Origin of the sequence: Streptomyces sp. NPDC059373, from assembly GCF_042751495.1 — a bacterium.
Taxonomy (GTDB): domain Bacteria; phylum Actinomycetota; class Actinomycetes; order Streptomycetales; family Streptomycetaceae; genus Actinacidiphila.
This window is the reverse complement of record NZ_JBHYXC010000001.1, coordinates 746828-763513: the sequence shown is the minus strand read 5'-3', so window position 1 is coordinate 763513 and position 16686 is coordinate 746828. Positions and strand designations below refer to the sequence as shown.

Annotated in this window: 11 protein-coding genes; 4 read left to right on the top strand and 7 right to left on the bottom strand. The window is 69.5% G+C overall.

Going from position 1 to position 16686, the window contains the following annotated elements:
* The first annotated feature begins 242 nt into the window (after positions 1-242).
* Both ACFXJ5_RS03575 and ACFXJ5_RS03570 read left to right on the top strand, forming a co-directional pair.
* Positions 243-3569, top strand: a complete 3327-nt coding sequence (locus ACFXJ5_RS03575; protein WP_384626205.1) for a S8 family serine peptidase — start codon at positions 243-245, stop codon at positions 3567-3569.
* A 329-nt stretch (positions 3570-3898) separates the two neighbouring features.
* Positions 3899-5062 (top strand): FAD-dependent monooxygenase, encoded by a 1164-nt coding sequence (locus ACFXJ5_RS03570; RefSeq protein WP_384626203.1) that lies wholly within the window; start codon positions 3899-3901, stop codon positions 5060-5062.
* Between the two features lie 87 nt (positions 5063-5149).
* Here the strand turns inward: ACFXJ5_RS03570 and ACFXJ5_RS03565 are convergent, their stop codons facing one another.
* The 4 genes from ACFXJ5_RS03565 to ACFXJ5_RS03550 all read right to left on the bottom strand — a co-directional run bounded on the left by ACFXJ5_RS03565 (position 5150) and on the right by ACFXJ5_RS03550 (position 10600).
* Positions 5150-6484, bottom strand: a complete 1335-nt coding sequence (locus ACFXJ5_RS03565; RefSeq protein ID WP_384626200.1) for a UDP-glucose dehydrogenase family protein — start codon at positions 6482-6484, stop codon at positions 5150-5152.
* Positions 6485-6508: 24 nt separating this feature from the next.
* Positions 6509-7543: a UDP-glucose 4-epimerase GalE gene (galE, locus tag ACFXJ5_RS03560; RefSeq protein ID WP_384626198.1), complete on the bottom strand. Its 1035-nt coding sequence runs from the start codon at positions 7541-7543 to the stop codon at positions 6509-6511.
* 27 nt (positions 7544-7570) lie between these two features.
* On the bottom strand, positions 7571-9481 hold the full coding sequence (locus ACFXJ5_RS03555; protein WP_384626196.1) for a glycosyltransferase family 2 protein: 1911 nt from the start codon (positions 9479-9481) through the stop codon (positions 7571-7573).
* A gap of 93 nt (positions 9482-9574) precedes the next feature.
* Positions 9575-10600 (bottom strand): UDP-glucuronic acid decarboxylase family protein, encoded by a 1026-nt coding sequence (locus ACFXJ5_RS03550; RefSeq protein WP_384626194.1) that lies wholly within the window; start codon positions 10598-10600, stop codon positions 9575-9577.
* A 485-nt stretch (positions 10601-11085) separates the two neighbouring features.
* Here ACFXJ5_RS03550 and ACFXJ5_RS03545 point away from each other — a divergent pair, with 485 nt between their 5' ends.
* Positions 11086-12234, top strand: coding sequence for an arabinogalactan endo-beta-1,4-galactanase (locus ACFXJ5_RS03545; protein WP_384626191.1), 1149 nt, complete (start codon positions 11086-11088; stop codon positions 12232-12234).
* 34 nt (positions 12235-12268) lie between these two features.
* Here ACFXJ5_RS03545 and ACFXJ5_RS03540 read toward each other — a convergent pair whose 3' ends face one another.
* Positions 12269-13168, bottom strand: a complete 900-nt coding sequence (locus ACFXJ5_RS03540) for a UTP--glucose-1-phosphate uridylyltransferase (protein ID WP_384626188.1) — start codon at positions 13166-13168, stop codon at positions 12269-12271.
* Between the two features lie 399 nt (positions 13169-13567).
* Positions 13568-14509, bottom strand: a complete 942-nt coding sequence (locus tag ACFXJ5_RS03535) for a carotenoid biosynthesis protein (RefSeq protein ID WP_384626185.1) — start codon at positions 14507-14509, stop codon at positions 13568-13570.
* Between the two features lie 130 nt (positions 14510-14639).
* On the opposite strand from ACFXJ5_RS03535, the gene ACFXJ5_RS03530 reads away from it, so the two are divergent.
* Positions 14640-15122: a MarR family winged helix-turn-helix transcriptional regulator gene (locus tag ACFXJ5_RS03530; RefSeq protein WP_384626182.1), complete on the top strand. Its 483-nt coding sequence runs from the start codon at positions 14640-14642 to the stop codon at positions 15120-15122.
* Between the two features lie 31 nt (positions 15123-15153).
* Here the strand turns inward: ACFXJ5_RS03530 and ACFXJ5_RS03525 are convergent, their stop codons facing one another.
* The gene (locus tag ACFXJ5_RS03525; RefSeq protein WP_384626180.1) at positions 15154-16470 is read right to left on the bottom strand and encodes an alginate lyase family protein; all 1317 of its coding nucleotides are present in this window, start codon (positions 16468-16470) and stop codon (positions 15154-15156) included.
* Positions 16471-16686 lie beyond the last annotated feature (216 nt).

The window sequence follows — 16686 nt, the reverse complement described above, 5'->3', positions numbered from 1 at the left end:
GGGGGCTTTCGCGGTATGTCCCGGGCCCGTTCAGTACGTCGAGTTCCCGCCACACAGGAAAGGGGACTTCATCGTATTTCACCTCAACTGTCCTCGCTCGGTGGGCTGTTGAGTGAATGGGCTTGCCCTGCCCATACTGAGCGATCAAGGACCCAGGAGGGTTTCCCCCACAACGCCGTCATCAGGGGCTTGAATTGCGCAGACAGTTGAACAGCCGGCTGGGAAGATTACGGGCCGCGTCGGTGACAGCCGTGGCGGCGGTGGCGCTCACGGCGGGAATGACCGTGGCGTCGCCGGCCGTCGCGGGAAGCCCGGAGGGCTCAACGCCGGGGACCGCGACGGACACCGGCGGTGCGCGGCACTGGATCACCCTGATCACCGGCGACCGGATCGCGGTCGATGACAAGGGCGAGCCGGCCGCGGTGGAACGGCCCGCGGGCCGCGAGGACATACCCATCCAGGTCCAGAGCGTGGAAGGGCACACGTACGCCGTGCCCGTCGACGCGGAGGAGTTGGTCCGCAGCGGCCGCGTCGACCGGCGGCTCTTCGACCTCACCACCCTCAGCAAGCCCGAGTACCTGGCGCAGCAGCAGGACGGCATCCAGCTGATCGTCACGTACAAGGGCGAGCGCCCGGCGGCCAGGACCGAGCTGCGCAGTGCCGGGGACACCAAGCTGCGGCGCTCGTTCGGCTCCATCGACGCCGACGCCGTGACCACCCCGCGCGCCGACGCCGCCTCGGCCTGGGACGCGCTCACCAGCGAGCCGAAGAGCACCGCCCCGTACCGTACGGCCGCGGCCGGGGTCGACACCGTCTGGCTGGACGACATCCGCCAGGTGGATCTGGACCAGAGCGTGCCGCAGATCGGCGCCCCGACGGCGTGGGCGGCCGGCTACGACGGCAGGGGTACGACGATCGCCATCCTGGACACTGGAGTGGACGAGACCCACCCGGACCTGGCCGGCCAGGAGATCGCCGAGAAGAACTTCTCCGGGTCCCCCGACGACAAGGACCACTACGGCCACGGCACCCACGTCGCGTCGATCGCCGCCGGTACGGGGGCCAAGTCGAACGGCAAGTACACGGGCGTCGCGCCCGGCGCGAAGATCCTCGACGGCAAGGTGCTCAACGACTACGGCTCCGGCAGCACGTCCGGGATCATCGCCGGGATGGAGTGGGCCGTCGCGCAGGGCGCCGACGTGGTCAACCTGAGCCTGGGCAGCCCCGACACCCCGGGCGTGGACCCGCTGGAGGAGGCGGTCAACCGGCTCTCGGCCGAGAGCGACACGCTGTTCGTCGTCGCCGCCGGCAACACCGGTGTCGGCGCCGGCACCGGAACGATCAACTCGCCCGGCAGCGCCGACGCCGCCCTGACCGTCGGCGCCGTCGACAAGAGCGACAAGCTCGCCTCCTTCTCCAGCCGCGGCCCGCGCGTCGGCGACGGCGCGGTCAAGCCCGACGTGACCGCACCCGGGGTGAACATCGCCGCCGCCGCGGCAGCCGGCAGCGTCGTCGCGGCCACCGGAACGCCCGTCGCGGACGGCTACGTGGCCCTCTCGGGGACGTCCATGGCCACGCCGCACGTCACCGGCGCCGCCGCCATCCTCGCCCAGGAGCACCCGGACTGGACCGGCGAGCAGATCAAGTCCGTGCTGACCGGCACCGCGGTCTCCGGCGGCTACACGCCGTTCCAGCAGGGCGCCGGCCGGATCGACGTGGCCCGGGCCATCGACCAGACCGTCACCGCCGAGCCGAACTCGCTCTCCTTCGGCCGGCAGGACTGGCCGCACACCGATGACCAACTCGTCACCAAGACCATCACCTACCGCAACGACGGCACCGAGCCCGTTACTCTCGACCTCTCCGTGGCGGCCACCGGCCCAGACGGCAAGCCCGCGCCCGCGGGCGTGTTCACCGTGGCGGACCCGCAGCTGACCGTCCCCGCCGGCGGCGAGGCCTCCACCACCGTCAGCGCGGACACCCGCGTGGGCACGCTGGACGGCGCCTACAGCGCGTACGTCACCGCGAGCGGCGGCGGTCGGACCGTACGCACGGCCGCGGTCGTGGACCGCGAGATCGAGTCGTACGACCTGACCTTCCAGCACATCGGCGAGGACGGCGCGGCCGCCACGCGCTACAGCAGCCACCTCGTGGGCGTCGGCGGGCTCGGCAAGGGCCGCTGGACCGATCTGAACAGCGGGACCGGCACCGACACCGTGCGGCTGCCCAAGGGGCGCTACTTCGTCAGCACCTCCTTCTACGTCCTCACCGGCTCCACCTGGACGGGCGCGGACGTGATCAACCAGTCCAACCTGCAGCTCGACCACGACATGACGGTGACCGTCGACGCACGCACCGCCAAGCCCGTCGACATCACCCCGCCCGATCCGCAGGCGACCGCCGTCTCCGGTTACGTCGGCGCGGACATCACCACGCCCGAGTACTACACCAGCGCCGCGTGGCTGCTCCAGGACTTCAAGACCTTCACCTTCCGCACCGCACACCTCGGGCCCGACGCGGCCCCCGGCGAGCTCCAGCAGCGGATCCAGGCAACCTTCCAGGACAGCGCGACCGCGTCCGAGTACCACCTGGCGTACAACGCGGCGGGGACCAGATACGCCGACGGCTTCGTGCGCAGCCCGACGTCCGGCGAGCTCGCGAAGGTCTCCACCCGGCTCGGCTCGCCCGCCCCGGGCAAGCGCGGCTATCTGTGGGTGCAGGCCGACACCGGCCAGGGCGCGACCGGGGCCGAGTACGGCCTCAGCCGGACCCTGCCGTACGAGGGCACGGTCTACGTGAACACCGGCGCGACCACCACATGGCAGCTGAACTTCCAGCGCTACGACCTCGCGACCAACCTCTTCGACGCCCAGTTCCTGGCCCCGTACACGGCGTACGAGGCGGGCAAGAGCTATCAACGGTCGTTCAGCATCGGCGTGTTCGGGCCGAATCTCGGCGCCGGACAGGGGCTGTCCCGCACCGGTGACGAGATCACCGGCACGGTCCCGCTGTTCGCGGACAGCGACGGCATCGTCGGGACGTGGACGTACGACGCGGAGCAGACCTCGACCTCCCTGTCCAGGAACGGCACCGAAGTGGGCACGGTCGGCGATCCGCTGACCGGTCTTGCGTCCTTCACGGTCCCGGCCGGCAACGCCGCGTACCGGCTGACCACGACGGCCACCCGGCCGCCCGGCACCCCGGTCTCCAGCAAGGTCACCGTCAGCTGGACCTTCCGCTCGCAGCACGCCGACGAACGCACCGCACTGCCCACGTCCGTCGTCCGCTTCACCCCGCCGCTCGCCGCGGACAGCACGGCCACGGCGGGCACCACCCTGAAGATCCCGGTCACGGTCCAGGGCGCGGCCGCCGGCCGCAACCTCGCCGCGCTGCTCGTCTACGCCTCGTACGACGAGGGCGCGCACTGGACCCTGCAGCCCGTCATCGGCGGCAAGGTCAGCGTCAGGACACCCGCGGCGGGTACCGCGGTGTCCCTGCGGGCCAAGGCCGTCGACACGAAGGGCAACACGGTCGACCAGACGGTCTACCGCGCGTACGTCGCCAAGTAACCCCCGAAAGAGCGAAAGCCGCTCCCGCGCGATCCGTTCTCCGGACCGCGCGGGAGCGGCTTCTACTTGGTGCGGCAGGCGTCGGTGATCGTCTGGGTGACGGTGTTGCCGTCCTCGTCCTCGGCCTTCGCCCGGAAGGAGACGGAACCGCCTCCAGCCGTCGCCGGCGGCGGCGCCCTGGACGGTCACCGGCACGGACAGCCGGGCGCCCGCGGCAGCCGGCGGCTGTCAGCGAGCCGTCAGCGAACGATCAGCGAGCGGTCAGCGGCCCCCGCGAGTCTCTGAGCAACGCACGGACCACCCGCGCGGCACTCACCAGGGAGCTCACGATGCAGAACACCACCGTCCTCATCTCCGGCGCCAGCATCGGCGGCCCGGCCCTCGCGTACTGGCTGGCCGAGTACGGCTTCGAGGTCACCGTCGTGGAACGCGCCCCCGCTCTGCGCTCCGGCGGGCAGGCGGTCGACGTACGCGGACCGGCGCTGGAGGTCGCCGAGCGGATGGGCGTGCTGGAGGAACTGCGCGGCCTGGCCACCGATATGCGCGGCATGTCGATGGTCGACGCGAGCGGCAACGAGCTCTACCGCAGCACCGAAGGCACCATCAGCGGCGGCGACTTCGCGACCCCGGACGTCGAGATCCTCCGCGACGACCTGTGCCACCTGCTGTACCGGACCGCCGCCGACCGCACCGAGTACCTCTTCGACGACTCCGTCACGGCCCTCATCCAGGACCCGAACGGGGTCCACGTCACCTTTGAGAACGCCGCCCCGCGCACCTTCGACCTGGTGGTGGGCGCCGACGGGCTGCACTCCAACACGCGGCGGCTGGCCTTCGGCCCGGAGTCCGACTACATCACCCACCTCGGGTCGTACGTGTCGGTCTTCACCGCCCCCAACTACCTGGGACTGGACCGCTGGCAGGTCTGGCACCAGGGCGGTACCGCCGGCGGCGTCATCATGACCGCCCGCGGCAACACCGAGATCCGGGTCTTCGCCGGATTCGAGACGCCGGAGCCCGTCGACTACGACTACCGCGACACCGAGGCGCAGAAGAAGCTGGTCCACGACCGCCTGGCCGGCGTCGGCTGGGAGTTTCCGCGAGCGCTCGAGTACATGTGGGAGGCGGCGGACTTCCACTTCGACTCGATGAGCCAGATCCACCTGGACCAGTGGTGGCGCGGGCGCGTGGTCCTGCTCGGTGACGCCGGTTACTGCGGTTCCCCCATGTCCGGCCAGGGCACCAGCATGGCCATGGTCGGTGCCTACGTGCTGGCCGGCGAGCTGAAGTCCGCCCACGGTGACCACCGCACCGCCTTCCCCGCGTACCAGGACGCCTTGCGCGGCTACGTGGCGGACAACCAGCGACTCGCCCTCACCAACAAGGCCCGCGTCGAGACCCGGACCGGCGCCGCCCAGGGCGAGGCCCTGGCAGAGATCGAGTTTCAGGACTTCGGCCACGTCGTCAATGCCCTTGTCCTCAAGGGCTACTGACCGAGTACGCCGAGAGGAGCCCGTCGGCGTGGGGGTGCCGACGGGCTCCTCGGTCTTCGGTTCTACCGGCTCACCGAGGGCTCCGGCTCACGCTGTGGCGCCGGCGAAGGCACGGCCGAGGGCGCGCACGGTCCACCCCGCCGCCTGCCACCGCTCCACCGGCAACGCGTTGCGGGCGTCGAGGATCCGTGGGCTGCGCACGGTCGCGGCCAGCGCCTCGGGGTCGAGGTCGCGGTAGTCCTGCCATTCGGTGAGATGGAGGATCAGGTCGGCCTGTTCGCACGCCTTGTCGATGTCGAGGGCGTAGTCCAGGGTCGGGAACACGGCGCGGGCGTTGTCGATCGCGGCGGGATCGTGGACGCGGACCCGGCCGCCCTGCAGCTGGATCGCGGCGGCGACGTTGAGCGCGGGGGAGTCGCGTACGTCGTCGCTGTCGGGCTTGAAGGCCGCGCCGAGCACCGCGATGTTGCGGCCGAGGAAGGAGCCGCCGACGAGTTCGCGGGCCAGGGAGACGGTACGCAGCCGTCGCCGCATGTTGATCTCGTCGACCTCCTTGAGGAAGCCCAGCGACTCCTGTACGCCGAGCTCCTGCGCGCGGGCGAAGAAGGCGCGGATGTCCTTGGGCAGGCAGCCGCCGCCGAAGCCCAGGCCCGCGGAGAGGAAGCGCGGGCCGATGCGGGCGTCGTAGCCGATGGCCTTTGCCACGGTGGTGACGTCGCCGCCGGCGGCATCACAGACGTCCGCGATGGCGTTGATGAAGGAGATCTTGGTGGCGAGGAAGGCGTTGGCGGACACCTTGACCAGTTCGGCCGTGGCGAGGTCGGTGGAGATCCACGGTGTGCCGTCGCTGTCCAGAACGGGGGCGTAGACGGCGCGCAGGAGGATTTCGGCTGCCGGTGAGGTGACGCCGACGACCAGCCGGTCCGGGTGCAGGGTGTCCTGGACCGCGAATCCCTCGCGGAGGAACTCGGGGTTCCAGGCCAGCGCGGCGGCCGCGCCGACCGGGGCGAGGGTCCGGATCCGCTCGGTGAGGCGTGCCGCGGTGCCGACGGGGACGGTGGACTTCCCGACGACGAGCGTGTCGCGGTGCAGATGCGGGGCGAGGCCGTCGACGACGGCGTCGATGTAGCGCATGTCGGCGGCGTTGGACCCGGGCTTCTGCGGGGTGCCGACGCAGATGAAGTGGACGTCACCGAACTCGGCGGCCTCGGTGAGCGAGGTGGAGAAGCGCAGCCTGCCGGCTTCGACGTTGCGGGCCAGGATCTCGTCCAGACCCGGTTCGTGGAAAGGGGTCCGGCCGGCGGCCAGTGCTTCGATCTTGGCGGTGTCGACATCGACACCGAGGACTTCATGACCGATCTCGGCCATGCACGCGGCGTGGACGGCACCGAGATATCCGGTGCCGATGACGGTGAGACGCATCGGGGGGCCTCCTCGTAATGCGGATCAGGCGGTGGGGGAGCCGCTGGAGTAGCCGTGGGGGTGGAGCTGCTGGAAACGCCAGGCATCGGCGCACATGGCGGTGAGGTCGCGGGTGGTCCGCCAGCCCCAGGCGCGCTCGACGCGGCCGGGGTCGGCGATGAGGGTGGGCACGTCACCGGCGCGGCGTGCCTGGATGCGGTACGGGATGGCGGCGCCGACGGCCTTGGTGAACTCGGCCAGGAGCTCCAGGACCGACGCGCCGGTCCCGGTGCCGAGGTTGAACACCCGCAGACCCTGCTCGTCGTCGAGGTGGTCGAGGGCGACCCGGTGGCCGTCGGCGACATCGGAGACGTGGATGTAGTCGCGTACGCCGGTGCCGTCGGGGGTGGGGTAGTCGTCGCCGAAGACGGGCAGTTCGGTGAGACGCCCGACGGCGACCTGGGCCATGTAGGGCAGCACGTTGTTCGGTACGCCGGTCGGGTCCTCGCCGATCTCCCCGCTCGGGTGGGCGCCGATCGGGTTGAAGTAGCGCAGGGCGATCACCGACAGCTCGGGGTACCTCGCGCACGCGTCGGCGAGCAGTTGTTCACACAGGTACTTGGTCCGCGCGTACGGGTTGGCGGGGGCGGCGGGGTCGTCCTCGTCCAGCGGGACCTTCGGGGTCTCGCCGTAGATCGAGCAGGACGAGGAGAACACGAGTCTGCGCACTCCGTGCCGGGTCATGGCCCGGAGCAGGGTGACGGTGCCGCTGACGTTGATGTCGTAGTACTCCAGCGGGATACGGGTCGATTCGCCGACGGCCTTCTTGGCGGCGAAGTGGATGACCGAGTCGATCTCGTGGGCGGTGAACACGGCGTCCAGCGCCGCGCGGTCCCGCAGATCGGCCTGGTGGAACACCAGCGGCCGGCCTGCCAGCTTCTGCACCGCGTCCAGGGCCGCGGGCGAGCTGTTGGAGAAGTCATCGACGACGATGACCTCGTGACCGTGCTGGAGGAGCTCCACACAGGTGTGGCTGCCGATGAAGCCGGCGCCGCCGGTGACAAGGACGGTCTGGGGCACGGGGATTCTCGCTTTCGTCGGGCGCGGCTACCAGCCGAGGAACGCGCTGGCGTAGGCGGGGTAGCGGGCGATGGCGATGGTGACGGGCACGGCCGCGAGCACCGCCGCCACCAGCGGGACCGCCACGGTGCGGCGCACCGCGGTGCGCCGCCGGACACCGGCGGCGCGGGCGGATTCCCCGGCGTGCAGCAGCGGAACGAGCAGTCCCACGACCGTGTAGGTCGTCGATCCCAGCAGGCACAGGAAGACGTAGCCGGCCGCCCGTGTCCAGGTCTCCGCGTAGAGGGCAGCGGCTGCCAGCAGCACGTTCGTCGTCAGGTAGGGGAGCGTCAGCCGCAGGGGGAGAGGTTCCAGGCCGAGGGCGGACTTGGGGGTGACCTTGAAGGTGATCTGCCGGGGCCTGATCCGCTGGACGACCGCCGCTGTCACTCCCCAGGCGATCAGTGGCCAGCGCGTCAGGCAGTAGAGGTTGTTCTCCCAGCTGAGGACGGGAGCGCGCCGGGGACGCAGCAGTCCTCTGCGCCGCAGCAGGAGGGCCAGCGCGAGCACCCAGGCCGAGATCGACCACCAGCGCAGCAGGAATTCGACGTAGTTGACGTGAATCCACGGGGTGCCGGTGACCGCGGCGACGGGCGCCAGAGCCATACCGGCCACCGTGGTCGTCGCCAGCAGCACGTAGTACGACAGGGCGTACAGGAACCGCAGCCGCAGTTTCCACGGCAGCCTGGGCAGGTGCCGGGGGACGAGGTCGAGCAGGACGGTGGTCAGGCTGCGCGACCACTGGAACTCCTGGACCAGCATGGCGGAGAAGGTCAGCGGACCGTCACCCTGCGCTTCGGCGTCGATGGCGAAGGCACCGTGCCAGCCCGCGGAGTTGAGCAGAAAGCTGGTCGAGAAGTCCTCTGCCAGCTCGGGGCCGATGCCGCCGATGGAACGCAGTGCCTGGGTACGCACCGCGTAGTGCGAGCCGATGCACGCCGGCGCCAGCCCCGCGCTGTGTCCCAGCTGCGCCGGGCCGTGGAACGTCGCCTCCCGGTGCAGCCGGCCGCGCGCCGCCCAGGACAGCTCGGCGTTGGAGTCGCACACGCTCGGTGCGGCGACGTAGCCGATCGCCTCGTCGGCGAAGGGCCGGACCATCTCGGCGAGGTAGCCGGGCTCGGGGACGTGGTCACAGTCGAGCTGCGCCACCACGTCGTAGTCCCAGTAGCCGATCTGGTCGTAGAAGTAGGCGAGGTTGCCTTCCTTGCACCGGGTCCTGCGGGGCCAGGTGGTCCGGTGGTAGTCCGACACCTCGAAGCGGGTCGCCACGCCGACGCCGTTGTCGTCGCACCAGACACGTATCTCGTCGGTCGGCGACTCGTCGCACAGCCACACGTCGAAGGGGTGGGGGTAGTGCTGGTCTAGCATCGCCCGGAGGGTGGTCCTGGCGACGTCCCAGGGTTCGGACGGCGCCCGCGTCACGACGAAGGCCACGCGCAGCCGCGGGATGCCGATCGAAGGGTCCACCCGCTTGAGCCGGTTGACGCCGACCATGAAGTAGACCGGCATCACGGACAGGTAGAGCAGCACCGTGCCGTTGATCGCGAGACCCGGCCAGCCGATCCGGTGCGACGGCTGGAGCAGCCAGGCCCAGAACAGCCCCAGGCAGGTCAGCCAGCCGGCGGTCAGCACGGCGACGACCATCCGGTCGGCACGGCCCAGCACCGGTACGAACGTACGGCTGAGAAGCCGGCGGGACCGGCCGGAAGAACGGTCGAACACCGGCCCGCTCGGCGGGATCCCGACGACGTGGCCGTCGGACAGCGTGAGCACGGCCTCGGCCAGCTGTTTGCCGTCCAGCGCGGGGGCAACGAGGGAACCGCTGTCTCGGACAGCGGGGAGCAGGGAAGACGCCGTGGACAGGGGGGACGGTCCGGCGCCTGGACGCAGAACACTCATCTGCTGGACTCCGAAGATGTCGCCCCCGCCGGCCGCTGGGGGAGGGGGGAGGCGGCCTGCGGGGGAGAAGAGGACGTGAGATGACGGAAGGCCTCAGGCGGCCTGTACGACGCCGACCGTGCCGTGCGCGGGAACCACCGCGCCGTCGAGTTGCCCTCCCGCGATCGCCTCGCGAGCGGCTTCGACCTCTTCGGGCCGGCCCCGGAAGTACTGCACGGTGCGGCGGAGCCCGTCCTCGTCGGAGACGACCGGCTCCCAGCCCAGTACCTGCTGCGCCCGAGTGATCAGGGGGCGGCGGCGGGCGGGGTCGTCGACCGGCAGCGGGTGGTACTCGACGGTGCTCTCGGCCTGGGTCAACCGCAGTACCAGCTCGGCGAGTTCGGCCACCGTGCGCTCATGCGGATTGCCCAAGTTGACGGGCCCCGGGTCGGTGGAGTCGATCATCGCGACGATGCCACGGATGAGATCGTCGACGTAGCAGAAACTGCGGGTCTGCGAGCCGTCCCCGTACACCGTGAGCGGATCACCGTTCAGGGCCTGCGCGATGAAGCTGGTGACCACCCGGCCGTCGTGCGGGCGCATCCGGGGGCCGTAGGTGTTGAAGATCCGGACGATCCCGGTGTTGGCCTGGGCAGTTCGCCGGTGCGCGCTGGTCAGTGCCTCTGCGAAGCGCTTCGCCTCGTCGTAGATGCTGCGGGGACCGATGGGGTTCACATGCCCCCAGTAGTCCTCGGTCTGCGGGTGGACCTGCGGGTCGCCGTAGACCTCGCTCGTGGAGGCCAGCACGAAGCGTGCTCCGCTGCGTTGGGCCAGCGCCAGCCCCTGCTCGGTGCCGCGACTGCCGACCGCCAGCGTCTCCAGGGGCATGCGGTGGTAGTCGGGCGGGGAGGCGGGGCTCGCGAGGTGGGCCACGGCGTCCACAGGACCCGTAACGGGTATTTCCTCGGACACATCGGCCATGATGAATTCGAATTCATCATGGCTCAGCAGGTGTTCTATGTTGTCGCGCCGACCAGTTGACAGATTGTCGACGCAGATGACCGAATCACCGCGTTTGATCAGGGCATCGCACAAATGCGACCCCAGGAAGCCGGCGCCTCCGGTGACGACGATACGCACGATTCTCCTCGAAATGTGGGGGGGGGGAGGGAGGTGTGAGGGGCGAGGGCGATTTCCGGCAGCAAAGGAAGTGCCCATGCGGCAGTGAAAGTGCCAGTGCGGCAATGGAAGTGCCCGTCGTGCTCCGTAACTATCGCACTCCGAGGAGTTATTGGTCTATGCCATTCCGGGTGTGACGGTCGTCACATTCCCCACCTGACTCGGCAGTAATCGCTTGCATTCATTGGATCCGCCGTCTATGTTGCAGCCCTGTTACTGGAATGCGTCTTTCTGTGCGTATTCTTAGAATTCGAATGGGAGTCCGTAGGCGGTCGCGCCGGCCCGCCGTCCGGAAATGGTGTCCATCCGCTCCAGAATACGAGGAAGTGTGAAATGGTGCCGTTTCTGCTTCATCGCCAATCCGGGTGAAGGTGTTGTACCGTTAATGTCGCGGGTGGCCGTTGCCGCATTCCCTGTCGTATGGACACTTTCGGACCGGAGTGAGCTTGCTGTCACGGAGAAGACTGCTGGCCGCGCTGCCTTTGCTGGCTGCCCCGGTGGACCTCGGCTGCCAAGCGAAGGATGAGCCCGAGCTGGCCCCGATCGCGATGACCTCGCCGGCTCCGCCACTGCGCGGCGTGGACCTGTCCAGCACTCTGCAGGCGGAGTCCGCGGGCCAGAAGTACAAGGACAGGGGGAAGTCCGCTCCGGTGGAGCGCCTCCTCGCCGCTCGCGGCGCGAACCTGATGCGCCTGCGGGTCTGGGTCGATCCCTCGTCCGGCGGCTACGACCTCGCCTCGGCCGTCGAGTTGGCCCGCCGCGCCCGCCGCGCCGGGATGGGCGTGCTGCTCGACCTGCACTACTCCGACACCTGGGCCGACAATGCCCACCAGACGACCCCCGCCGCCTGGGCGGACATGGACTGGCACACGCTCGCCGCCACCGTCCGCGCCTACACGCGCGACGCCGTGCGGGCGTTCGCTGCGCAGAGCATTCCGCTGGACATGATCCAGATCGGCAACGAGGTCACCAACGGCATGCTGTGGCCCAACGGCCGGGTCCGCTACACGCAGGGAGAACACTGGGACGGCTTCGTCGAGCTGCTCCGGGCCGGTCTTCTGGGAGCCGCGGAGGGCGCGTCGTCCGAGCTGCGCACCCTCGTCCACGTGGACAACTCCGGCGAGGGCGTCGACATCTACTCCTTCTACGACCACCTCGCCGCGGCCGATATCCGGTTCGATGTGATCGCTCTCTCGTACTACCCCTTCTGGCACGGTTCGCTGGCCGCCCTGCAGACCAACCTGACCGACCTCGCGAGGCGTTACGGCAAGGACGTGCTCGTGGTGGAGACGGCCTATCCGTGGAAACTGCCGGCCGAGGGCGACGAGGGACAGCACCTCGTGACGAAGGTCGGCCAACTGCCGGACGGTGCGCGCTTCCCGCCCACCCCCCAGGGGCAGGCCGCCTTCTTCGACGCCCTGCGCACCGTCATCGCGCGGGTGCCCGGGGGGCACGGCCTGGGCTTTCTGGCGTGGGAGCCCGCCTGGGTGCCTGGGGTGCCCTGGACATTCGGCGGGGTGAACCCCTACAGCAACCTCACCATGTTCGACTGGTCAGGAACCGGGCTCCCGTCCCTTTCCACCTTCGGCGGTTGAGTGCCGCGCTCCGAGCGGGTCGGGCGGTGCCGGGTCAGCCGGTGTGGTCCAGGTCGTGGGCCAGCGCCCGCAGGACCGGCCCGTACTCCGGGTGCGCCAGGGCGGACGCGAACTGCGCGACCAGGTAGTCGGCCGGGTTGCCGGTGTCGTACCAACGGCCCTGGATGACCTGCCCGTACACCGCGCGGCTGCTCGCGTAGGCGTTGATGGCGTCGGCCAGGTACACCTCGCCGGTGCGGTGTTCGTACCAGCGCGCGGTCTGCTCCCGAAGCTCGTCGATGATGCCGGGGGTGATCACGTAGCCACCGATGGCGGCGAACGCGGAGGGAGCGTCCTCCGCCTTGGGCTTCTCGACCAGGCCGACGATCCGCAGCAGACCGTCGTCCAGGTCCTCCTTGACCACGGGCACGCCGTAGCGCTCGGAATCCCCTGGGGCGATGGGCAGCAGGGCCAGCACCGGGGCGTTGGTCACCTCGTAGGCGCGGATCAGCTGCTGTGCCCGGGGCACCTCGGCCACGAAGACGTCGTCCGGCCAGAGCACGATGATCGGCTCATCACCGAAATTCCGGGCGGCGTTCAGAACGGGGGTGCCATTGCCGTAAGGACCGTGCTGGTCGAGGTAGGTGATATGGCCTTGCCGGGCCAGCTCCCCGACTTCCTCCACGGCGTCCGCGTAGGCGGTCTTGCCGTCGGCACGCAGCCGGTCGACAAGGTCGGGGCTGGGCCGGAAATGGTCCTGGATCACGGATTTTCCGCCGGAGACCACGATGGTGATGTCCGTGATCCCTGACGCCACGAGTTCGCGCACGGTGTGCTCGATCACGGGTTTGTCGCCGACCGGCAGCATTTCCTTGGGTATTGCTTTGGTCAGGGGCAGCAGGCGGGATCCGAGCCCGGCGGCGGGAATCACCGCGCGGCGAATGGTGGGGGGCACGGTATCTCTCTCCGTAAAGTGGGATGCCACGCCGAATCGGCCACGGGAATGGCATGGCGTGGCAGGGCTGAAGTGCGGCTGACGAACGGGCGGAACAAGTGGGGTGTGCCGCCCGCCGAAGGGAACGTCCATGTTCCCCGGCAGACCGGTTGCGGATCGCAACGGCCGCCGATGGCCCGAATAGTTGGCATATCGCTGAGCGTCCGCGTGTCGGCTGAGCGCGCCTTTGCGTTCATGATCCCGAATGGGCGATTCCGGTGGGGTAGTGATTCGACCCCAGGTATCAATTGAACCGGCGGCCGCAGCGGCCCGTCAAGGGTCTAGACCAGATGCGTGGATGGTCGGGTGTGGGGTGAACTGCGTTCTTCGGGCCGGGTATACGTCATCGCTGACGAGCGTTCACTCCGGAGAAGCTGTCCCGGTGACCCGAACCGTCTCGGGCTCCGGCTGCCCGGCTGTCTCGGCCGCTGCGGTCGGTGCCGGTGCCGGTGCCGGTGCCGCGGCGCGTTGTTGGGCGATCCGGAGCAGGGCGAGAACCGCGACGAAGAACATGCCGTAGACGGTGACCAGGGTCGACGTCTCGTAGATGTCGGCGGTCTGCCAGGTGTGGCCCGCGGCGTCGGTCACGGTCTTGTGGTCGCCGGTGAACAGCAGGGTGAAGTAGGGGACGGTCGTCAGCCCGTAGAGCAACACACCCTGCAGGTCGCTGGTTCCCGTCCGGTCCGGCTCGGCGGTGGGCAGCGGGCCGCGGCTGCGCAGGTAGAGGGCGAAGACCTGCATGAAGAGGTAGACGGTGAAGGTCCAGCCCAGGAAGTTGCCCAGGGGGACGCCGAAGTATCCGCCGCCGTTCTCCCAGATCCAGTTGTGCCTGATGGTCGAGTTCTTGGGATCCATCGACAGATCCCAGGCGGTCATCGCGAAGGCCGCGATGACCGGGGTGCCGATCGTGGTCAGCCAGGGCGAGTTGCGGCGGACGTCGCTGAGCAGCACGGTGCCGACGATCCAGGCGAGGTAGCCGGTGGCAAGGTAGGCCGGTCCGATGAACCACGGCACGAGGAAGAGCTTGCCGCCACCCGTGTAGTGGTAGTGGCCGAACGGGAAGCCGGTCTCGATGGAGAGATTCTCCAGGATGTTGCTGATCACGAGGCCGGCGGCGACGAAGACCCCTATGGCGCGCCGGCCGTAGCGTCGGGCGCCGTGCAGCAGCGCGAAGGCGACCTGCAGGAGGATCACCAGCAAAGTGATCTGGGGGACGACGCTCTGGAGGAGCAGGCCGAGGCCGATGACGATCGTGACGGCCCACAGTGTGGTGACCCTGTTGGAGCGGGGGATGGTGGCCATGGACGACTCCGGCTTCTCGACAATCCCTGGGCCCCGAGGCGCGCTGGGAGGTCGTATTTTACCTTCCTGGCAAGAGGTTAGGTCGGATTCATCTTTCTGGCAAGCATCTTGCTCTTCGGTACAATGAGGCATGGCATCTGTCGCGCCGCTACCCGAACCGGAAGTCCCGTCGTCCGAGGAACTCGTCGAGTCGTGGACCACCATCGTCCTCGCCTACACCCACCTGTCGCGGGTGCTCACCGCAAAGGTCGAGCAAGCGACCGGGATGCCGGGCCGCTCCTTCGACGTGCTCGTCCGGCTGCTGCGGGCCGGCGACCAACCCGTGTCGCTGACCAAGCTGACCCGGACCATCTCCTTCTCCAGCGGCGGCTTCACCAAGCTCGCCGACCGCCTCGAGCAGGCCGGACTCATCCAGCGGCAGCCTTCACCGACCGACCGGCGGGTCACCAACGCCGTCCTCACCCCGGCCGGCCGCGCACAGGCAGAGAAGGCGCTCGCCGTCTTCGTCACCGAGCTGCGCGAGCTGGTGGTCCCACGCCTCGGCGCCGACGGCCTGGGAGTGCTGGCCGGGTACATGGAACGGCTCGGCGGCCACGAACACTGCGAGGACTGACCGCCGGAGAGCCCGCCCGGTCACCGGCGGATCAGCTCTCGATGGAGTCCAGTTGCTCGGCTGCCGGTCGCAACCGCCACAGGTCACCACCGGGCGGCGCCTCAAGTTCGGGTACGGCCGTGCGGGCGGCGCGGTCGCCGGCGTCCGCAGCCGCGTGTACGACGTCGGTGGCCGCGTAGGCGTGGAAGGAGAGTTCGGGGGCCGACCAGTCCGCGGCGCCGGTGGCTGCCGGAAGCAGGTAGTCCACCGTGCGCGACAGGGTGGCTCCGGCCGGAGTGGTGTAGTGCCAGAGGTCGACGCCGACCTTCCGGCCGATGTCGGCGAGCCGGGTCAGGGCGACCAGGTTGAAGGTGGAGTAGTGCCAGCTGCGGGTGCGACTGATCTCCTGGGGCTGAGAACCGTCCGCGGCGAGCTGGCTGTCCAGCCGCTTGGACTCGGCGGCCTCCACGATGTCCCTGGCGAGGCCGGTGCGGCCGGTGGCCAGGGCGAGCGCGGCTTCCTGCATGTCGAAGAAACTGCCGTGGTTGTTCGTGGCGGCGGCCTCGTCGGCCGCATTGCCACTGGTCAGCAGCCACTGCAAGTACTGGTCGTACCAGCTGTGCATCTCCCGGTGGTCCGAGTCCGTCCAGCCGGGCGCGCCGGTGTCGAGCAGGGCCGTGGCGTCGAGGATGTCGGTGAACTGCTGGGAGAAGTCGATGATGCCGATGCCGCGGCCGTCGGTTTTGCACGGGATGATCTGGGTGTGCTGGAGGTTCGGGTTCATCCGGGTGGCCGGGTCGGTGAACCAGGTGCGCAGATCCAGCTCGGCACGCCGGGCGTAGGCCGGATTGCCGGTGTAGTACCAGGCCAGGGTGAGGGTGTAGACGGCGTCGAACATCCTGCCCCGCTCTGCGTGGTCGGTGATCGTGTCCACGTCCGGGTTGCGGACGCCGTCGCGCTGCACGTACGGGCAGCCTTGGGGGTTGTCCGCCGTGCTGGGCTCGGAGGGCCACCAGTACGGTGCCTGGCTGAGGTAGTCGTGACGGTCACCGCCGGGCGGGGTCTGCGGCTTGTCCATGACGGACCAGGGGCCCTGGTCCACGAGCGTGTCCGCCCGGGCCGTGAGGGTCCGCACCTCCTGCCGTAGTCCGGGGTCTCCCGCTCTGGCCCGGTCACGGGTCAGCCGCAGAGTGCGGCCGTCCAGGACGACGGTCTGCGGAACGCATGCCGCGTCGGCGAGGCATCTCCCACCACCGGCCGAGCCGTTGGTCGCGGCATCGGCGGAGGCGGAGCCGGTCAACGCGAGCAGGACGGCGACGATGCTGCCGACGGAGAGCACGGCGCGCTGTCGTGCGCGATCACGTCTCATGGAGTACCACCCGTTCATGTCAGTGATTGAGGGTCAGCCGCGTGGGAATGTAGCAGCGGCCCGGCAGCTGTCAACCGCTCTCGTGGCCCCCGACGGGGCGGGAGGGCGGCGATCCATCCGGACGTGGTCACTCCGTGGGTGCATGACCTGGTGTGATGCACGCCGGCTCGCACGGGCGAATACCCGTCGGGAAGAGACGTGGACAAGCAGTCGATG